The 17,648-nt window shown below is 49.5% G+C and carries 13 protein-coding genes; 7 read left to right on the top strand and 6 right to left on the bottom strand.

The window, feature by feature from the left end:
- Positions 1-8: 8 nt before the first annotated feature.
- The gene (locus Pan161_RS21700; RefSeq protein WP_232103396.1) at positions 9-356 is read left to right on the top strand and encodes a hypothetical protein; all 348 of its coding nucleotides are present in this window, start codon (positions 9-11) and stop codon (positions 354-356) included.
- A gap of 148 nt (positions 357-504) precedes the next feature.
- Here the strand turns inward: Pan161_RS21700 and Pan161_RS21695 are convergent, their stop codons facing one another.
- Positions 505-1,332, bottom strand: a complete 828-nt coding sequence (locus Pan161_RS21695; RefSeq protein ID WP_145230781.1) for a hypothetical protein — start codon at positions 1,330-1,332, stop codon at positions 505-507.
- 98 nt (positions 1,333-1,430) lie between these two features.
- Between Pan161_RS21695 and Pan161_RS21690 the strand changes: the two genes are divergently transcribed.
- Positions 1,431-1,985 carry a hypothetical protein gene (locus Pan161_RS21690; RefSeq protein WP_145230779.1) on the top strand — a complete coding sequence of 185 codons (555 nt, stop codon included), beginning with the start codon at positions 1,431-1,433 and terminating at the stop codon, positions 1,983-1,985.
- A gap of 860 nt (positions 1,986-2,845) precedes the next feature.
- Here Pan161_RS21690 and Pan161_RS21685 read toward each other — a convergent pair.
- Positions 2,846-4,162 carry a radical SAM/SPASM domain-containing protein gene (locus Pan161_RS21685; RefSeq protein ID WP_002643837.1) on the bottom strand — a complete coding sequence of 439 codons (1,317 nt, stop codon included), beginning with the start codon at positions 4,160-4,162 and terminating at the stop codon, positions 2,846-2,848.
- A 309-nt stretch (positions 4,163-4,471) separates the two neighbouring features.
- Between Pan161_RS21685 and Pan161_RS21680 the strand changes: the two genes are divergently transcribed.
- Both Pan161_RS21680 and Pan161_RS21675 read left to right on the top strand, forming a co-directional pair.
- The gene (locus Pan161_RS21680; protein WP_145230777.1) at positions 4,472-5,638 is read left to right on the top strand and encodes an N-acetylglucosamine-6-phosphate deacetylase; all 1,167 of its coding nucleotides are present in this window, start codon (positions 4,472-4,474) and stop codon (positions 5,636-5,638) included.
- A gap of 366 nt (positions 5,639-6,004) precedes the next feature.
- On the top strand, positions 6,005-7,489 hold the full coding sequence (locus Pan161_RS21675; protein ID WP_145230775.1) for a protein kinase domain-containing protein: 1,485 nt from the start codon (positions 6,005-6,007) through the stop codon (positions 7,487-7,489).
- Positions 7,490-7,529: 40 nt separating this feature from the next.
- Here Pan161_RS21675 and Pan161_RS21670 read toward each other — a convergent pair whose 3' ends face one another.
- On the bottom strand, positions 7,530-8,546 hold the full coding sequence (locus Pan161_RS21670) for an AAA family ATPase (protein WP_197995457.1): 1,017 nt from the start codon (positions 8,544-8,546) through the stop codon (positions 7,530-7,532).
- A gap of 414 nt (positions 8,547-8,960) precedes the next feature.
- Here Pan161_RS21670 and Pan161_RS21665 point away from each other — a divergent pair, with 414 nt between their 5' ends.
- The 3 genes from Pan161_RS21665 to Pan161_RS21655 are packed head-to-tail and all read left to right on the top strand — an operon-like array spanning position 8,961 to position 12,227.
- The gene (locus Pan161_RS21665; protein WP_232103389.1) at positions 8,961-11,417 is read left to right on the top strand and encodes a DUF4159 domain-containing protein; all 2,457 of its coding nucleotides are present in this window, start codon (positions 8,961-8,963) and stop codon (positions 11,415-11,417) included.
- A 44-nt stretch (positions 11,418-11,461) separates the two neighbouring features.
- On the top strand, positions 11,462-11,869 hold the full coding sequence (locus Pan161_RS21660; RefSeq protein WP_145230773.1) for a hypothetical protein: 408 nt from the start codon (positions 11,462-11,464) through the stop codon (positions 11,867-11,869).
- On the top strand, positions 11,862-12,227 hold the full coding sequence (locus tag Pan161_RS21655; protein WP_145230771.1) for a hypothetical protein: 366 nt from the start codon (positions 11,862-11,864) through the stop codon (positions 12,225-12,227). The genes Pan161_RS21660 and Pan161_RS21655 overlap by 8 nt, the downstream gene beginning before the upstream one ends.
- A gap of 19 nt (positions 12,228-12,246) precedes the next feature.
- On the opposite strand, the gene Pan161_RS21650 is transcribed toward Pan161_RS21655, so the two are convergent.
- The 3 genes from Pan161_RS21650 to Pan161_RS21640 form a co-directional block, all read right to left on the bottom strand.
- Complete coding sequence (locus Pan161_RS21650) at positions 12,247-13,062, bottom strand: dolichyl-phosphate beta-glucosyltransferase (protein WP_145230769.1); 816 nt, start codon at positions 13,060-13,062, stop codon at positions 12,247-12,249.
- 195 nt (positions 13,063-13,257) lie between these two features.
- Positions 13,258-15,147 (bottom strand): outer membrane protein assembly factor BamB family protein, encoded by a 1,890-nt coding sequence (locus Pan161_RS21645; RefSeq protein ID WP_145230766.1) that lies wholly within the window; start codon positions 15,145-15,147, stop codon positions 13,258-13,260.
- Positions 15,147-17,384: an outer membrane protein assembly factor BamB family protein gene (locus tag Pan161_RS21640; RefSeq protein WP_232103388.1), complete on the bottom strand. Its 2,238-nt coding sequence runs from the start codon at positions 17,382-17,384 to the stop codon at positions 15,147-15,149. Before Pan161_RS21640 ends, Pan161_RS21645 begins: the two co-directional genes overlap by 1 nt.
- Positions 17,385-17,648 lie beyond the last annotated feature (264 nt).

Here is a 17,648-nt window from a genome sequence, read left to right as displayed (position 1 = left end):
AAGGTCCTATGCCATTTATATCATCTTCCCGCGTGAATGCAGCATCGTTTTCTCTTTTTAAACGATCAATGCTGCAAGATGCTTCGCTCCCGCTGTCTGATGTGATCAACGATCAGCGCTGGCAGCAGGTGTTTAACAAACACGACATCGACTTTGGCAGTGATCCCGATGTCATTTACACACCGGCAATCACTCTCTGGGCGTTAATCTCTCAGGTGTTCTTTTCCGGCGAGCAACGCAGCTGTAAGGCAGCCGTCATTCGTGTTGCCAGCTTATGGGCGGCACTGGGGCGACGGGTCTGCAGTACGGAGGATAAAAGGTGTCAGGGGAGGATAAAAGGTGTCAGGGGAGGATAAAAGGTGTCAGGGGAGGATAAAAGGTGTCAGGGGAGGATAAAAGGTGTCAGGGGAGGATAAAAGGTGTCAGGAACCTTAAAAATTAGGTTCCTGACACCTTTTTCTACCCTTACGCTTTGTCTGTTTGCTGTGGTGTCGGATCTTCTTCTCACTCGGGAGGTCGTTCTGCAGCGGTGTATTTTTCAAAATCAGGCACGGGGGTCGGGTTGATGGTGAAGCCGATGACACTGAAGTCGCCTTTCGCCTGATAGACTTTTTCCCATTCGGGAAGGCCGAATTTGAAATCGCGTGAAAATGAGGCACCAGCACCCTCGCCTGTGGGCGAAACGCTGACATCGCTGACTTCATGAAGATAAAACCGGGGCTCGCCAATCATCGAGCCGGATGATTTTGAATTGATCTCCACCGGAACCTTCATGACGAGCTTGTATCGACCGCCGAAGTAGGCAACAGAAGTGAATTCGGGACGGAAATTCCTATCGTAGGTGATATAACGACGGCAGTCATCGTACAGTTCATCCATTTGCCGGGCGGGTGTAATTTGTGAAACCCCATTCGCGGCAAAAGATTGATGATGACGGTTACCAAAGCCCTGGGCGATCACACAAGTAATGAGCAACACCGAGGCAAGAACGAATGCCAGCGGAGGCGCCACGATGGCCGCAATCAAAGCGATGCCAGGACGAAAAAACCAGAGGGCAATGGCAAATGCACTGAGTGAAACGCCCACACCCAGAATGAGCCAGGCAAAGTCATCTTCCGCATTCGTGCGGGGATTTTGTGTTTCGAGAGACAAGCCCCAGAGGAAGAGTACCAGACCTGCGACGAACGCCGGCACAGCAATCGACCGGCTGATTGTCCGGTTGGTTACAGGTGGTTTACAATCGGAGTGTGTTGTCTGTGGATCGGGCATGGTATAAAGGGCCGCAAACGAGAGAACAACCGAGGCAAACTGACTATACTGAATTAGATCCATTTCACGCCGCAGAGTCAACTTTTTTCTGGCTGTCCCACGGGGGGGCTGCTCCCTGTTTGGACTCTCGGTAAGTAAATCGAAGGTTTATCGGCTGACTTATGATTTTGACAGAAACCCAGATCGATCAACTGCTGCACCAGGAAGCCATCACTGAGGAAGGGCCCTGGTCAACCAATGACGAACAGGTGATCGACAGGAATGTGAAGGACATCGTTACCGAGATCTGCCGCAGGGCACGATTGAAAGACAAGACGGAGTATGGCCACTATGGTTCGGGCTATGCGAGCTATGTGGATTGCTGGCTCTACCGCCCCGACGACGATTTCAGAATCAGTCCCGGAAATCATTATCATGGACTGGTGATCCTCTTCAGTCGACTGTCGTCCTTTTATGTGCTTGGTCAGGGAAGCAGGAGTTGGGACAGGACAGGTGGGGCTTTTTATCTTCCGGATTATGATTTCGTTGATGTGATCGAGCAGCCGGTATTGAAAGACCTGGTTCCGCTTGTGACGACGATCTTAACTGAACGGGGGCTGACACGACTTCATAAGACCGATCTGGACACATTCTTACCCGCGGGAGTGCAGGTTCCGACCATCCTGGCTCAGCATGTGCTTCGCCATTTTGACGCTTTGTTTTACTGGGAAGATTGAAACGGGTGGAAGGACAGGTTCCAGGAACTGGTACTACTGTCGTTTACCGCAGGATGGTTCTGATGAGCACTGGTTTACTTTCGATCACAGTTAACCGCGGCTAACGCCGTGCGGCTAATTTTGCTTTCTGTTTTTGATTGGTTTTCAGTGGTGCGGGATTTTCATCTCAGTTGGCTGCAGTGAGATCGGGTAGAATCTGTGGATGGGGCGGGCTTTGATTGTGAAATTGATATTGGCACTTCAGGCTGACTCAGGGAGCAGCCCCTGCAATTTCGCAGGCGGGTCGGTGACTGGTGATTACTTTAGAAAGTTGATCTGTCAGTTTCCTGCTCGCTGCGCTCGGTCCGAATGTGCATCCGGGCTTACCCGCCATTTTATTTTTCTATCACGAAAAACACGAAACGACACGAAAGGAGGGAGTCATGCTTGGGGTTGGGGGAATCGGGTTTGTTTTCCTGTGTGAGGATCATCTTAGGGAATGGTCTGAAGGGAGCAAGAGGATATTCAGAATGATGTGGCGATGTTTGTTGATAAGGGCGCGATATAGGACGTTACCGGGGCGGTGCCGGGATGATGGGGTGCGAAGTGCGGCGACCCGCAGGCATACATTGCGAACATGTGTGGTTTCAGGCAGTGCAAATCTGGAAAAAACAGGCTTATTTTTAGTGAAGTCGGCGAACAAGTGGCTCGTGTTTCAGTGCACTGTAAACTGAGCACGCGCGCGACACAGGTCAACGTTTATCGTCGTCGGCGCGCAGGCGTCAAGGGGAGTTTATTCAGCGTGGGTGCTCAAAAGAGTGTGAGTGATCAAAAGAGGCATGCAGAAATATCAGGAGTCAATCATGAAGACAGCTGCTTTATCAGACATCACTCTTGATGGCTTCGAGCGGAATGAAGTTGGGCGGATCGTCGTTCGAGGAAACAGATGCAGTCTCACGGGCCGCCAGGATGCCTGGTGCAGAGGTCTGGCTGTGATCGGTGCCTGCGTAGACGCCGAAATCGTTGAAGAAGAATTTTTTGGCGATGCGATACACCCAGCTTTTCTCGGGGACTTCGTTTCCGGGAGAATATTGCGATGTGCGTGTTTCGAGATTCTGCAGTTCCTGCATCGCCTGTTTGCGGAAGGTGGAATCTTTCGCGCCATGTTTTTTCATCAGGTCTTCGAGCAGGTCAGGACGCTCGAGGATGATACAGCCCCGGGTGTTTTGTTGTACGACGTGCCTGAAGTCCTGGAGGAATTCAGACCCGATGAATTTTTCTTTGAGTGTTTTGGACCGATCGTGAATGGAGTCGGTAGCGAACTGAATGACCGGGCAGGGCTCGATATCACCCCAGGGATTGATATGGTGACTGAGTCCCGTGGCGGCAGGACAGAGGGCGGTGCCGTCGTGATCGAAGTAGGCGTCGATGACGCCGATTGGTTTGCGTGCGCGGATATCAACGACGAACTTACGGGCGCGCAGTTGTTCTTCGGGAGAGAGCGCAAGTTCGGGATTGGGTTCAGGGCCGGCGACACGATAGATGTGGTACCAGCAATACATGACACCCATGTCGATCAGTTTGTCGACCCATTCTTCGGTGAGCAGGTCATCGATATTGGTTTTGCAGAGACTCGTGCAGACGCCCGTCAGCAATTTGTTGTTGAGGCAGTTCTGAATGCCCTGCATGGTTTTGGCGTAGACGTCATTTCGCCCGCGGCGCTCGTTGCTGATGATTTCATTGCCTTCGACGCTGATCAGGGGAGTCGCGTTGCCCAGCTTGCGAAGTTTTTTGGCAATTTCATCGGTAATAAACTGCCCATTCGTAAAAATTTGAAAGTAGCAGTCGGGATGTCGTTCGAGAATTTCCAGGAGCTGGGGATGCATAAAGGGTTCCCCGCCGAGAATTCCGAAGAAGGAGTTGCCCATCTCTTTGGCTTCCTGAATGAGCCGGGACATGGCTTCGACGTCGATTTTTTCCTGTTTGGCAGCGACATCGACCCAGCAACCCTGACAGCGCAGGTTGCAGCTGTTGATGACCGAGACATAGAGGAAGGGAGGAAAGAATTCACCCCTTTTGAGGCGTTTTTTATGTTTGTGTACGGACAGGGCACCTTTGAAGCCAAAGTTGTAAGCCAGTTTCCAGACCAGCCTTTTATCCGTCTCCATCAGAACGCGTTTGGCCATTTTCAGATACATGAATTATCTCAATTCCGTGGGAGCAGCGGATTTAGTGAACAAAATTGTGTTACTCGTAATTTTACTCGTTCCATCTTCCGAAAACACCCGATTCCTCACAAAATACCGGGAATTTTTTCATAGTACACAAACATTTAATCTCACACTGTAAATTGCATGAAATTCATGGTATAAAGCAGTGTTCTCAAAATTCTTTTTTTGACTTTGGAGTATAATTCTTATACTTTCTAAGTTTAAATAACCTGTAATAGTTGCTCATTTTCGTTGCAGGTTTTCTGATTCAAATTGTTTAAGAGCTCGAGGCAATTGATGGAGTTAGTTGGACGAAGATACGATACCTATGAAGCAGTTTGTATCAAAATCAAGGGAGATAAGATCTCTTCGATTGAACTGCTCCCCGATTCAGAAGCAGCAGGTCTGCCTTTTATTGCTCCCGCGATATTTGACCTGCAGATTAATGGGTATGGTGGTATCTGGTTTAATAAACCGGGATTGACGTCCGACGAAGTCTGCCAGGTACTGGAAAAGCATTATCAGTATGGTATTACGAGGCTCTGTCCCACTTTAATTACCAGTTCTTACGAAGATTATGTCAGTGGATTCACTGCGATTCGTGAAGCGTGCGAAGAAAACTCCTGGGCACAGCAGATGGTTCCCGGCTGCCATCTGGAAGGTCCATATATTTCACCTATGCAGGGCCCTCGTGGTGCACATCCACTGGATCAGGTGCGGGCTGCAGACTGGGATGAATTCTGTCGGCTTCAGGAACTTTCCGGAAATCGCATTCGACTGATCACGCTGGCTCCCGAAGTCGATAATGCGATTTCGTTTATCAAAAAAGCAGTTGCTTCCGGGGTCGTGGTTTCAATTGGTCACACGGCTGCAGAGCCGGAACACATCATGGAAGCCGTTGATGCCGGGGCTCAATTGAGTACTCATCTGGGCAATGGGGCGCATGGGACATTGCGTCGACATCCCAATTACATCTGGGAGCAGTTAGGCGAACCACGGCTGATGGCCAGTATTATTACTGATGGACATCACCTGCCCGCCAGTGTTGTCCGGACCATTATTAAGACCAAAGGTGTCGAGAACACAATCATTACCTGCGATGCCTCCGGGCTGGCGGGATCTCCTCCCGGGATTTATGGAGAAGGTTCGGTCAAAATGGAAGTTTTGGAAGATGGCCCGATTGTGATTGCAGGCCAGAGACAGTTACTGGCTGGGTCCGGTATGGAAACCGATACCTGTGTGACGACCGCGATTGACATGGCAGGGATTACCCTGCAGGAGTCACTGGATATGGCAGGTCTCAATCCAGCTCGACTGCTGGGTTTTGAGGAAATCAGCCTGGAAGCTGGTTCCCGGGCCGATCTGATTCTCTTCCACTACGAAGGAGTTGGCTCCCGAATGAATATTCAGACCACGCTCGCCTGTGGCGCGGTCAAATACGGGACATTGCTCGTGAATTCATGAGTCTGTTCTGTTTAGAACGAATGCGCTTCATCGAACGCTGAAATTGGCAAATTATTTTCTGCGCGCGTGTTCACTGATTCCCTTGCATCAATTCAGGTGCTATAATTTGTCATTCTCCCTAATTCAAAAATTCATATCTGGAATTTTGTATCTATTTCAGGGCCGTTGTTTTATTATACTTTTTAGCTCTCATTCAATTCAGAGATGATATCTGGCGACTGGATTTTATGTAAACGAGGCACTCATTTTTTCTTTTTCGCGAAAGAGAACAGCTAAATCAAATTTGAACTCACTGTTCTGTTTCCATTTGGTTTACAGCAAATCTAATACATTGCCTGATGTGCATCGGCAGATCATGGACCGCGAATGATTTTTTTCAATAAGAAGTCACAAAAGAAAAAGCTCAGTGTGGAATTAGTCAGCATGCGACTCGTTTCACAGCAGGATATGGATTCCTGTCTTCAGGAGCTTCAGGAAAAATCAACTGATGATGATCAGCTCATTCGCCTGTTAGAGCGTAAGAATCTCATCACTTCTTTTCAGGCAGGTCGGCTCAAAACCAACGAGTTCGATGGACTGGTACTCGGTGATAATAAGCTCATGTATCAGAATGCTTCCGGGAGTTTTGCCCGCGTATACCGGGCTGCTTCATTGCACGATGGTCGCATGGTCGGCGTTAAGGTTCTCCGGCAGCGCTGGGCTCAAGATCCCGAAACGGTCAAAATGTTTCATCGGGAAGCTGAAGTCTGTAAACAGTTTCAACACAAAAATATTGTGTCGATTTATGATGTAGGAGTTCAGGACGATACGCACTACTTTACAATGGAATTTGTCGAAGGTGGAAACCTGCGAGATTTCATAACGATCCGCAAAAAGTTATCTCCCATTGAAGCAATTAACTATACCGTGGATATCTGCGAAGGTCTGGAGTATGCCAATCGCCTGGGATATACTCATCGAGATATGAAACCCACCAACGTCCTGATGTCAATTCAGGGGGTTGCTAAACTGATTGACTTTGGACTGGCAGGCGAAGATGACGCCAGTGGTGCCGGGGAAGCACACCAGCGGGCTGTTGAATACGGAACACTGGAAAAATCGACGGGAGCACCCCGTAACGATCCCCGCAGCGACCTCTATTTTGTCGGCACTATCTTTTATGAACTGCTCAGTGGTAAGCCCCCCTTCCCCAGAACGAAAGATATTGAAGAACGAAAGCGACCCTCACGCTATTCACAGGTCCCTCCCATTACGACGCTCGAACCAGATCTGCCCACTCCCATTGTAAACGTGCTGGAAAAGCTGATGGCCTACCAGCCTGTTCAACGTTATCAGTCAGCAACCGAGGCCATTCAGGATCTGCTGGAAGTGCGTGCCCAACTAGGTGAAGCTGGCACAGCTGATAAACCGGCTGAATCGAAGCCCTCCGCTGAGCAGGAATTAAAAATGGTGATCGCTCCCCCCACAATTTTGTGTGTGGAGAACCGTCCCAAACACCAGGATGTCCTCAGAGAATATCTCACCAAGCATGGTTATCGAGTACTGATTCTCAGCGATATAGAACGGGCCCTGAACCGCATTAAGGAAAATGCGCCTGATTGTGTGGTCTTCATGGAAGATTCGATTGGAGCGGGTGCTCTGGAAGCATTCAATAATTCGCTGGCGATGGATGCCGATCTGGCTGCTGTGCTTGTGCTCTCTGAGAAAAATGCCAGCGCGAAAAAAGCACTTCAGAAAACGGATCGTTCGCGAATTCTGGTTCAACCGATCAAAATTCGGAACCTGCGAGCCAAAATTCAGAAAGTGCTGCAGCATCAGCTTAACGACTCAGCAGAACTGACTGCTCATTGAGAAGTCAGTTCTGCTGTTCGAGCATTGGGTTATGAAACAATCATTCATACTTAGGAATACTGGGTTCCGGGATCTCTTCCAATAAGCGGGCAATAATATCTTCGGTTACCATACCTTCAGCCTGGGCCTGAAAATTGGTGGAGATACGATGTCTGAGCACGGGGACCGCTACCCTTCTGATATCATTCAACGAGACGCTCGCCCGGCCTGACATGGCGGCAATCGCTTTTCCGCCTGCAATCAGATACTGGCCTGCACGTGGTCCTGCGCCCCAGTCGACCATCTGTTTCACAAAAGCGGGAGCCGATCCATCTGATGGACGTGTTGCTCTCACCAGTCGAGTGACATAGTTAATCGTCATCGGGCCGACTTCAATCATATTGATCTGGCGTTGCAGATAGACGATCGATTTCGCTGACAGGACTTTTCGGATTTCAGGTTTCTCGCTCTGGCTGGTCGATGCCAGGATTTTTTCTTCCTCTTCGAGGTTGGGGTATTCCACTTTAATATTAAACATAAAGCGGTCCAACTGTGCTTCGGGCAGTGGATATGTCCCTTCCTGTTCAATGGGGTTCTGTGTGGCGATCACAAAGAATGGATCAGGCAGGTCGTATGTCGTCTGCCCTACAGTGACTTCGCGCTCCTGCATGGACTGCAGTAAAGCCGCCTGAGTTTTGGGGGGCGTTCGGTTGATTTCGTCTGCCAGGAGAATATTGGTGAAAACCGGGCCTTGTACAAAGCGAAAGGAACGGCGGCCGGAATCCTCTTCTTCGAGCACATTCGTTCCGGTGATATCAGAGGGCATCAGGTCGGGGGTAAACTGAATCCGCTTGAACTCACAGTCCAGAATACGGGCGATCGTACTGACCAGCAATGTTTTTGCCAGACCGGGTACGCCCACCAGCAGACAATGCCCCCCGGTAAAAATCGCAGCCAGTATCTGTTCAATGACGGCGTCCTGCCCAATGATGACTTTATGCAGTTCTTCCACCATGACATCGTGGTGACGTTTCAGTTTCTCCAGAAAATCATCGTAATCGCGTTTTTCGTTGGCCAATGTTATCCCATTCTCTCTAGTAAATAATCTCGACTGATTGTTCCGGTTTCGTCCAGATTCTGGTCACTACAACCAGTGTTCAGTACGTGTGGATGTGGAAACAGAATTACAGAGACTCTGATTATACTCTTCTTAAATGACAAGAGAAACAGAGAGTCCTGACTTGCTCAGGCAATTCTGCTACAATCTAAAAAACGGCTGAAAAAGTACAGGATTTATTAAAAAACGGACAAAAATGGTAAGTAGGGAGATTTCTTAAACTATAATAGCATGCGAATCATCTCTACCAGACAGGGAAGGGCACAGGCCGCGCGATCGATCTAATGACGTGAAATGAATCTGCGTCAGGATTGAATTCCTGTCATTCTGCCTTTAACCCATTAAATGTATTGAGAGCATCGAAAGAGAAGAGCGATGGAATGTTTGCAATTTCGAAGAGCGCACGGGGCGTTGCGCTGGACGATGACAGGTGCCATCTGCATTGCTGTCTTTTTCCCATTTAATGCGACTGCATCTGCACAGGAACTGACAGCTCAAGCCGTCGTCGACTCGATTGACCGGGGGCGTGACTTTCTGGTTAAAAATCAGAATGCAGATGGTTCTTGGCCGACTCGTGGTGGTAGCCATGAAGTTGGTATCAGTTGCCTGGCCTTGATGGCGATCATCAACAGTGGCATGACAGCCAAAGATGAACCCGTGCAGCGTGGTCTCAAGTATCTGCGTACGTTGCGTGCTCCTGATCCTCGGGGAACATATCAGACCGGTTTGATGATTATGGCACTGGCTGCTGCGAAAGATGGGAAACGCGACCACACATTGATCCAGTCGCTGGTCCTGCAGCTCGAAAAAAGTCAGGTCAAAACAGGTCCCGATGCTGGCGGCTGGGGGTATGGCCCTGGTATGGCGATCGGAGGAGGGGGAACAGCTGATCGCAGTAACAGTCAGTATGCGGTTCTGGCGCTCAGAGATGCGGTCCATGCCGGTGTTCCAGTCAGTACCAATACCTGGAAACTGATCAAACAGTATTGGGGAACTCAGCAGAGCTCAGATGGTGGTTGGGGTTATCAGTCGAAAGTCGGAGCCAGTCGGGGCAGTATGACCGTTGCAGGGATCGCGACCATGGTGATCGTGAATTCCATGCTGGGAGATGAGCTGGAGATCAATCCGGATGGAACCCCCAATTGTTGCGTTAATAAAGACGATGATGAGTCAATCGAACGTGCTATCCGCTGGATGGCGAATCACTTTTCCGTGGGCAGTAATCCTGGAGTCAACTCCTGGTTGTTGTATTATCTGTACGGACTCGAACGCGCCGGCCGACTGAGTGGAACACGGTTTTTTGGTAAACACGACTGGTACCGTGAAGGCGCGGCATTCCTTACAGAACGACAATCTGTTCGGGATGGTTCCTGGAAAGGCGCCGGTCAGGAAAGTGATCCCGTACTGGGCACCAGTTTTGTACTACTCTTTCTCTCCAAAGGTTTAGCTCCGGTCCTCATCAATAAACTGGAATACAATTCCGATGCTCAGGTCAAGCGGAAGCCGGATACGCTTCCGAACTGGAATCATCATCAGAATGATATATTGAACCTGACCGATGCTTTGTCCGGCCGTCCCGACTGGCCGAAGCTGCTTACCTGGCAAACCGTCAATCTGGATCTGGCAATCCAGGGGGCCGGCGTTTCGGTACTCAGGCAGGCGCCGGTCCTGTTTCTCAGCGGTCTGGATGATCCGAAATTCGATGCAAAGCAAGTAGCCACCCTCAAACAGTACGTGGAGCAGGGGGGCTTTATTTTCGCCGTTGATAACTGTAACGGAGCAGGCTTTGATCGGGGATTCCGCGAGCTCATAAAAAAAATGTATCCCCAGGGGGAAGTACAGCTGAAGCGACTGACTGCCGACCATCCCGTTTTCCGTTGTGAGTATCTCCTGGATGCAGAAAGTGTCGAGTTGTACGGAGTCGATGTCGGCTGTCGCACGTCGATTATTTACTGTCCTGATGATCTGGCCTGTCTGTGGGATAAGTGGATGCGTTTCCCGTCAAAAGATCGTTCGGTCAAAGCCACCTCAATGATCACCCGGGCAATTCGGATTGGTACTAACGTGATTGCGTATGCCACTGGCCGTGAACCACCTAACAAGCTGGATCAGGAAGAGCTGGCGAATACAGAAGGCAAGCAGAATCAGATCGAACGCGGATTCCTGCAGATTGCCAAGATTCGGCACACAGGAACCTGGGACGCTGCACCGCGGGCTCTCAGTAACTTGTTGAAAGCGCTGAATCAGAAGGCGGGCATGATTGCTTCTACGAAAACTCCCAGCCTGCCCGCCAGCGATCCGAATCTGATGCAGTATCCTTTGATTTATATGCATGGGCGAAGTCAGTTCAGTCTGTCGAAGTCAGAACAGGCGAATATCAGACAGGCGCTGGAGAATGGTGCCGTGCTGTTCGCTGATGCCTGTTGTGGTTCACAACCGTTTGATCAGAGTTTTCGTCAGATGATTCGAGAAATGTTTCCGACGCGCGAGTTGAAGCGGATTCCGATTGAGCATCCCCTATTTTCAGAGCAGACAGGGTATGATGTCCGCCGCGTCAGGCGTCGTCAAATGGAAGTCGACGATGTGAATCAGCCGCTGAAAGCACAGACACTCGTAGTGGAACCCTTACTGGAGGGAATTGAGATCGATGGGCATCTGGCAGTCATTTACAGTAAATACGACATCAGTTGCGCTCTGGAGCAGCAAGCGTCAGTGGCGTGTGCGGGTTACTTAACACAGGATGCGGTCAATCTGGCATTGAATATCGTTCGCTATGCCTTACTTCAGGATATTGCCTTCAAAAATAAGGTCGAAGGCATTAAAGTCGATTAATGCGGGTCAGACTACTCATTCGTCGAAACGGGATTGGGACTCAGATGAACGAACTCGATAACCAGCAAAAAAATATAGCGGCAGGAGCCCGGTTTGTAGGAGTAGTGATAGGCTGCGTCTTTGCTGGCATCGGCCTGACGGTACTTGGGTTCATGTGGTCACAGCCTTTCGGGGGATTCCATTCACCGCCTTTGTTCTTTCGGATCTTTGCTTCTTTTATTGCGATTCCCTTCGTGGTGATTGGTGGCTTTACCGCCTATTGTGCTTTGACAGGCAAAGGTCTGAAAAAAATGAGATCGAAATCATTCCGTTCTGCAATGCAGGATTCCAGTCAGGGATCTTATACCTGTCCGAAGTGTAATGCACCACTTTCCGATAATATCGATGTCTCTCCTCACGGTGACGTGAAGTGCGGATACTGCAACAGCTGGTTCAACATTCACCATGTCTGACAGATCTCGAAAATCGGTACGACGACCTTCACTCAAAATCGTGATACCGGTGATTCTGTTCTGTACTTATTACCCGTATTCCTGGTTGATTTTAAGTAAAGGGGTTTGGACATCCTACCGCTGGACCTGGATCAAAATGTGGCCGGCATTACCCGGTCTTTTGCCACGTGCAGCATGGTTTCATGATCTCTCAGACGGACGAGCTTTGGCAGGTATGTACCTGATCTCCATCCTGTTTGTCGCGCTGATGCTTTATCTGGCAAGCATCCGCAACTGGATGTTGGTAATCGTCGCAGTGCTGTTATTCGTGTTATCAGCGGTCAACTCCATGATTGCCTATGCGTTTTATCGCGCTTAGTTAAAGCCCCTGCAGAAGGCTAGGCTGCCTTGCGGACTCTGTCTGAACTCGAAGCAACAGGCAATGTGGCGAATGGTTTTTTCAGTGCAGGACGCAGGTAATACCAGTAGATGGAACAGAGTTCGAAGAATGCTTTCAGAAAATCATGTGGTTTCACTTTTGATCCCGCTACATCCTGCCAGCGTGATAGAGGCAGTTCATATACCGTGGTTTCCAGCGAATCACACTGATAAAACTTTTCCAGCTGTCGGGCACGAGCCAGTAATTCCACATCAAAAATCCAGTTGGTTAAGAATTGTGTTGAAAACAGGGTTCGGCTTTCATGGCTGACACGAAAGAGTTTGGCACCACACTGGGTATCATAAATGGGGAGTTGTAATACTGTCGAGGCGGCTGTTGCAAAGATGCGTCCCAGATAATGTCTTAACTGCTGTCGCTCAATCTGCCTGCCAAGCAACTTGACGCGGGCCCCAATCACTAGAGAGAGTTGCGGGACCTGATCCAGTTGTTGTGTAAATTCGGGTATCATGTCCAGAGGAGTCGCCAGATCTGCATCCCAGTAGCCGGCATAATCGACATCTGCCTGGAAGGCTTGCAGCATCCCCTGTCTGACTGCTTCCGCTTTTCCCTGATTGCGGGACAGATGCAGTACGTCAAATGACTCAGGAACTGCTGCCTGCAGGTCATCAAGAATTAACCCGGTGCGATCACTACTGCCATCGTTAACAAATAGAAACTGATGCTTCGGATGTGCCAAAGCATATTTCCGAAACTGGAGTACTTCCAGTCGTTTTTCTTCATTGAAACAGGGAATGACTATGATGGCAGAAGACATAAGGAAAATGTTACCCGTTACGTACAAGAGAGAGTCGGTAAGACCTGCTCTGAACTGGCCAGAAGATTGGTGTAGCGGGGTGTATCAAAAAAATGGTTTTATGTCAAAACCGGATTCGCAGCGCACAAAAAAACCGAAGTCTGTTGAGAACAGACTTCGGTAATCTATTACAGAGTGAAAGGCTGTAACCTGTTGTTAGTCAGTCACTTTGATCGAATAGAGCTGTGATCGATCAGAGACATACATTTTGCCGTTGGCAATGGTGGGGGTACTGTAGATAGAAGAGTTGAATGTTTTCTCATCCAGCAGTTTCTTTTCTTTACCTGCCTTGAGGATGACCAGCATGCCATCTTCATTTCCAATCAGGACTTTTCCATCGACAACCATCGGAGAACCCCAGCAGGCTGCAAACATATCGTATTCCCAGTAACGTTTACCGGTTTCGAAGTCGAGGCAATGTACGAATCCACTCAAGTCCGGAGCGTAGACCAGTCCATCATCGATAGCGACCGTCGACATAGTGCGACGGAACAGCAGATCACCTTTTTTACCGGTCAGCTTGCCATCGACGTCTTCACCGCCGTAATGCCAGATCTTTCCTGAATTCGGGTTGTCTTTCCAGCCATCTTTACCATCAGAGATCTGTGGACTGATGTCGCCGGTTTTAGTCGCATCTATCCGATAGATATGACCAACGCCTTCACCATGTTCGGGGTCTTGTCCTACGCCTAGAATGACACTGTTATTATAGAAAACAGGGGTACTGATGAGGGCATTTCGAGTTCCTCGACCACCGAGTTCCCATTTGGAATCCTTAGGATTCAGGTCAAACTTCCAGATCAATTTGCCATTACCTTCGCCGTCACCTTCGGGAGTGAAAGCATACAGCCACCCGTCTCCACCAGGGAAATAGACCTGTGTTTTGCCATTTACGACACCGATCGCAGGAGAGGACCATTGACCGTGCAGAATGTTATCGAAGGGTGTGTTATCTTCCCAGATAATTTCTCCGGTATTTTTATTGACCGCCAGAAAACAGGGGGCCCGGGGAGCAGGCACTTCCAAGTGTGCCTCATCAACACCATTGGATGTCAGCAGGAAGACAGTGTCGCCGTGCACAACAGGAGAACTGGTGGCGAGGTTATGCGGGAAGACACCCAGATCTTCGATCATATCCAGAGACCAGATAATATCGGCGTCTTCTTTGTCAGTCTCTTTTTCGTCTTTGTGAGGACCATCATTTTCGTTGTCATAAAAGCCTTTTGTATCCAGGCACATCAGTTCACAACGATTAGTGACGACCCACAAACGCTCACCTTCAATGCAGGGAGCAGAACAGATTCCCTGTTCCGGCCAGTCGTTCACGCGGCCCTGAGGCAGTTTTTCACGGGATAGCTGCCATTTAAAATCGCCGGTTTTATCATCAAAGCAAAGGACCACGCCCAGGTCATCCTCATACTTAGGACGATACTTACCGCCGTTATTGGTTCCGACGTAAACCTGTCCGCCAGCTACAACCGGGTTTCCATAAGTCTGTGAACCCAGTTTGGAAACCCAGAGGACGTTTTCGCCTTTGTCTTCACCTTCACCAGGTTTGAAGCTTAAATTGAGGCCCGTGGTTTTATTGACCATGTTACGAGTGGGGTCACCACCCCACATGGGCCAGTCACCGGTGACGACTGATTTACCAGTTGCTTTCGGTTTCGCCTCTGAAGTCTTTTCAGACTTTGGTTTTTCTTCGGTTTTCGGCGCCGGTTTGGACTCTGCTTTGGGAGCAGGTTTTGATTCCGGTTTGGGCTCTGCTGCCGGTTTGGCCGGTTCAGGAGTTTCTGACTTGGATTCTATGGGATTTCCATCAGTGTCCAGTTTGGGTTCCGATTTTTTCATATCGGGTTCTGCTTCAGGTACATCTACTCCTGCGTCAACCGTAGTCGAACCTGCTTCTTCCAGAGGAGCAGATCCGCCCAGTTCGGTTTTTGCCTGGGGAGATGGTTTCGTCGAGTCGCTGGATTCGCAACCTGTTGTCATGACTGCGAAGCAGGCAAGGGAGTTCAACAGGGCAAATCGAATTAAAGACTTTTTCATTATTTATCCTCAGAGACAATGATGTTATCGATGTAGCCATCGGCGAGACGGTAAAGATAAATCCCGGGGCTGCCCTCGGTATTTGCATGGGGGTCAGTGGCTTCAATGGTCCACTCTTCCGGTTCCGGTTTATCGCGCGGCCAGGCTTTACCTTTAACGACAGCCTGGCCATCCTTGATATCGACTTTCAGTTTCATAGTATACCAGGTGTCAGGGTTTGCACGGAACTTAACTTCTTTTGCCATTCGTTTGTGGGGAGCCCAACTCTGAATCGCCAGTTTACTGGAATTCCCTTTCAGAATCAGGTCATATCGATTCACAGTCACACCCAGGCTGGCCAGCTTACGTTTTTGCTCTTTGAGATAAACATCAGCCTGAACCGTGTACCCGTTAGGAGCCAGTTCACTCATATTGGAGGGCCCCAGCCAGATGCTGGCACTGGGTCGACCTTTACCGGGGCTGGATTTAAATGCCGTTGTTCCATCCACCTCGTTGGGTTGCAGTTTCAGAAATGCATTCACCCAGGCTGGGGGAACCTGCTTGCCTTTTAATCCCTGGGCATCAAATTTCCAGGGCAGTGGTGGGAAAACGCGAATCCGTGCTTCTGAGGTTGCATCACCCACTTTGACTGAAACGGTACCTGCAGCAGGGGCTTTCAGATCGGAGGGAGTTGTGACGCTCATGCCGTCCACTTTCACCGCTTCCATACCTGGACCCGGAGTCAGTTTGGCATCGACCTTTTTAATGAAGCGACCATTCGCATCGTAAGCCAGGATTTCATAGTCAATCTTTTCCCCCTGTGTCACAGCGACCTCGTAAGGGACCAGTTGAATAGAAGCGATTTTATCCTGCATCGGCTTTTCTTCAGCCAGTGGAGGCACGGGATCACTGCTTGGTTTTCTGTTCTTATCACCAATGCAGATTGTTCTGTCGCGGGTAACGAAATAGATGCGACCGTCGGCTATGGCCGGGGAGGCATAAATTTCATCCATCCCTTTATCAACGCGTGCCAGCAGTTGGACGTGCGAAAGTTCTTCACATTTTTCTCGGCTGGGTTTCAGGATGTGAATGTTGCCATTCACTTCCATCACGTACAGTTTACCATCGGCCCAGACAGGAGATCCTTTTCCGACAGTACCCAGGTTATAGGTCCAGAGTTCTTTACCGTCCTTACTGTCGTAGGCATACATTCGACCGGTGTCAGCTACTACATACAGGATGCCGTCTTTCACCAGCAGGCTGGTATAGCCGGCTTTGATGCCATCAACACGCCAGACACTGCCTGTCTTGGTAATGTCACCACGCAAAGATCCGTCGATACATTGAACACGTCCAAAGTCGACGGTATCGATGTTGTCTTCACCATGTGAGATGTAAACGTATTTGCCATCAGCTACGGGTGATGTATTCAGGCCACGCTTGGACATCTGGAAGCCCCAGAGTGTTTCTCCGGTTCTGGCATTCATCGCATAGCAGCCACCATCGGCATTTCCAGCGATTAACATGCGGGTGCCATCAATGACTGTGACGATCGGCACCGAATAATTTGTGTCTAATGGAGCACCACCGGGAGCAGCAGTCCAGAGCAGTTTGCCGGTTTTTTTATCGAACGCGTAGTAAGCCTGCTTTGGTGGAGGGGACGCTGTTTTGCCCCAGTTAAGCTGCAGAAAGCTGACGATCACACGATTTTCATCAACGACCGGAGTCTGCGTACGACCACCATAGCCGGAGATCTTTCCGTAATCTTCGGCCAGTGATGTTTCCCAGAGAATTTTACCTTCGGGAGAATAACAGCGAAACAGACCACTGACGGAGTGCACGAAAACATTTCCGGTTTCCGTATCGCCGGCCATACTGGCCCAGCCAACGCGCGGTGAGGGGATGTCGGTCTGAAAAACATTGAACTCATCTTTCCAGAGGAGATCACCGTTTTTGGCATCCCAGCAGACAACCTGTTCCCGGGCATGGATTTTCTCTACCGGGTCAGTGACATCATGATGAGTTCGACAGTTGAGATAAACGCGACCGTCTAAAATGATCGGTGCGGAACGACCACCAATATCCGATTTCCACAAAATGTTTTTGCCGTCCAGATTCCAGTCGGCAACCAGGTTAGTTTCACGAGAAATGCCATTGTGTTCCGGGCCACGCCAATGTGCCCAGTCGCCTGCAGATGCAAGAGAGGCGGTTAGAAACAGCACAACGGAGCCGACGAGCACCATGTTTATTCTTCGCATAGAAGATCCTCACTGTTCGTTTATGAATTGTGGTATCACTGATGTCGGATTGCAGACTCAGCTTTCGAAGTCTGTGATCTCAGTTCTTCAGGTGGGAGGGTTCGTACCCTACTAAATAATACAGTATTGAACTTGCCTGCCTATTGCAATGGTCTAATCTCAAGTCTCAAGCAGATTTAAAAATCGTATATTGCTTTATAATTAACCGGAAATCGACCATAATCTGAAATCCCGCGCATATAATTTATATGCCAATCAATGCAA

The organism is Gimesia algae (assembly GCF_007746795.1).
GTDB lineage: Bacteria > Planctomycetota > Planctomycetia > Planctomycetales > Planctomycetaceae > Gimesia > Gimesia algae.
This window is presented reverse-complemented; position numbering and strand designations above follow the sequence as displayed.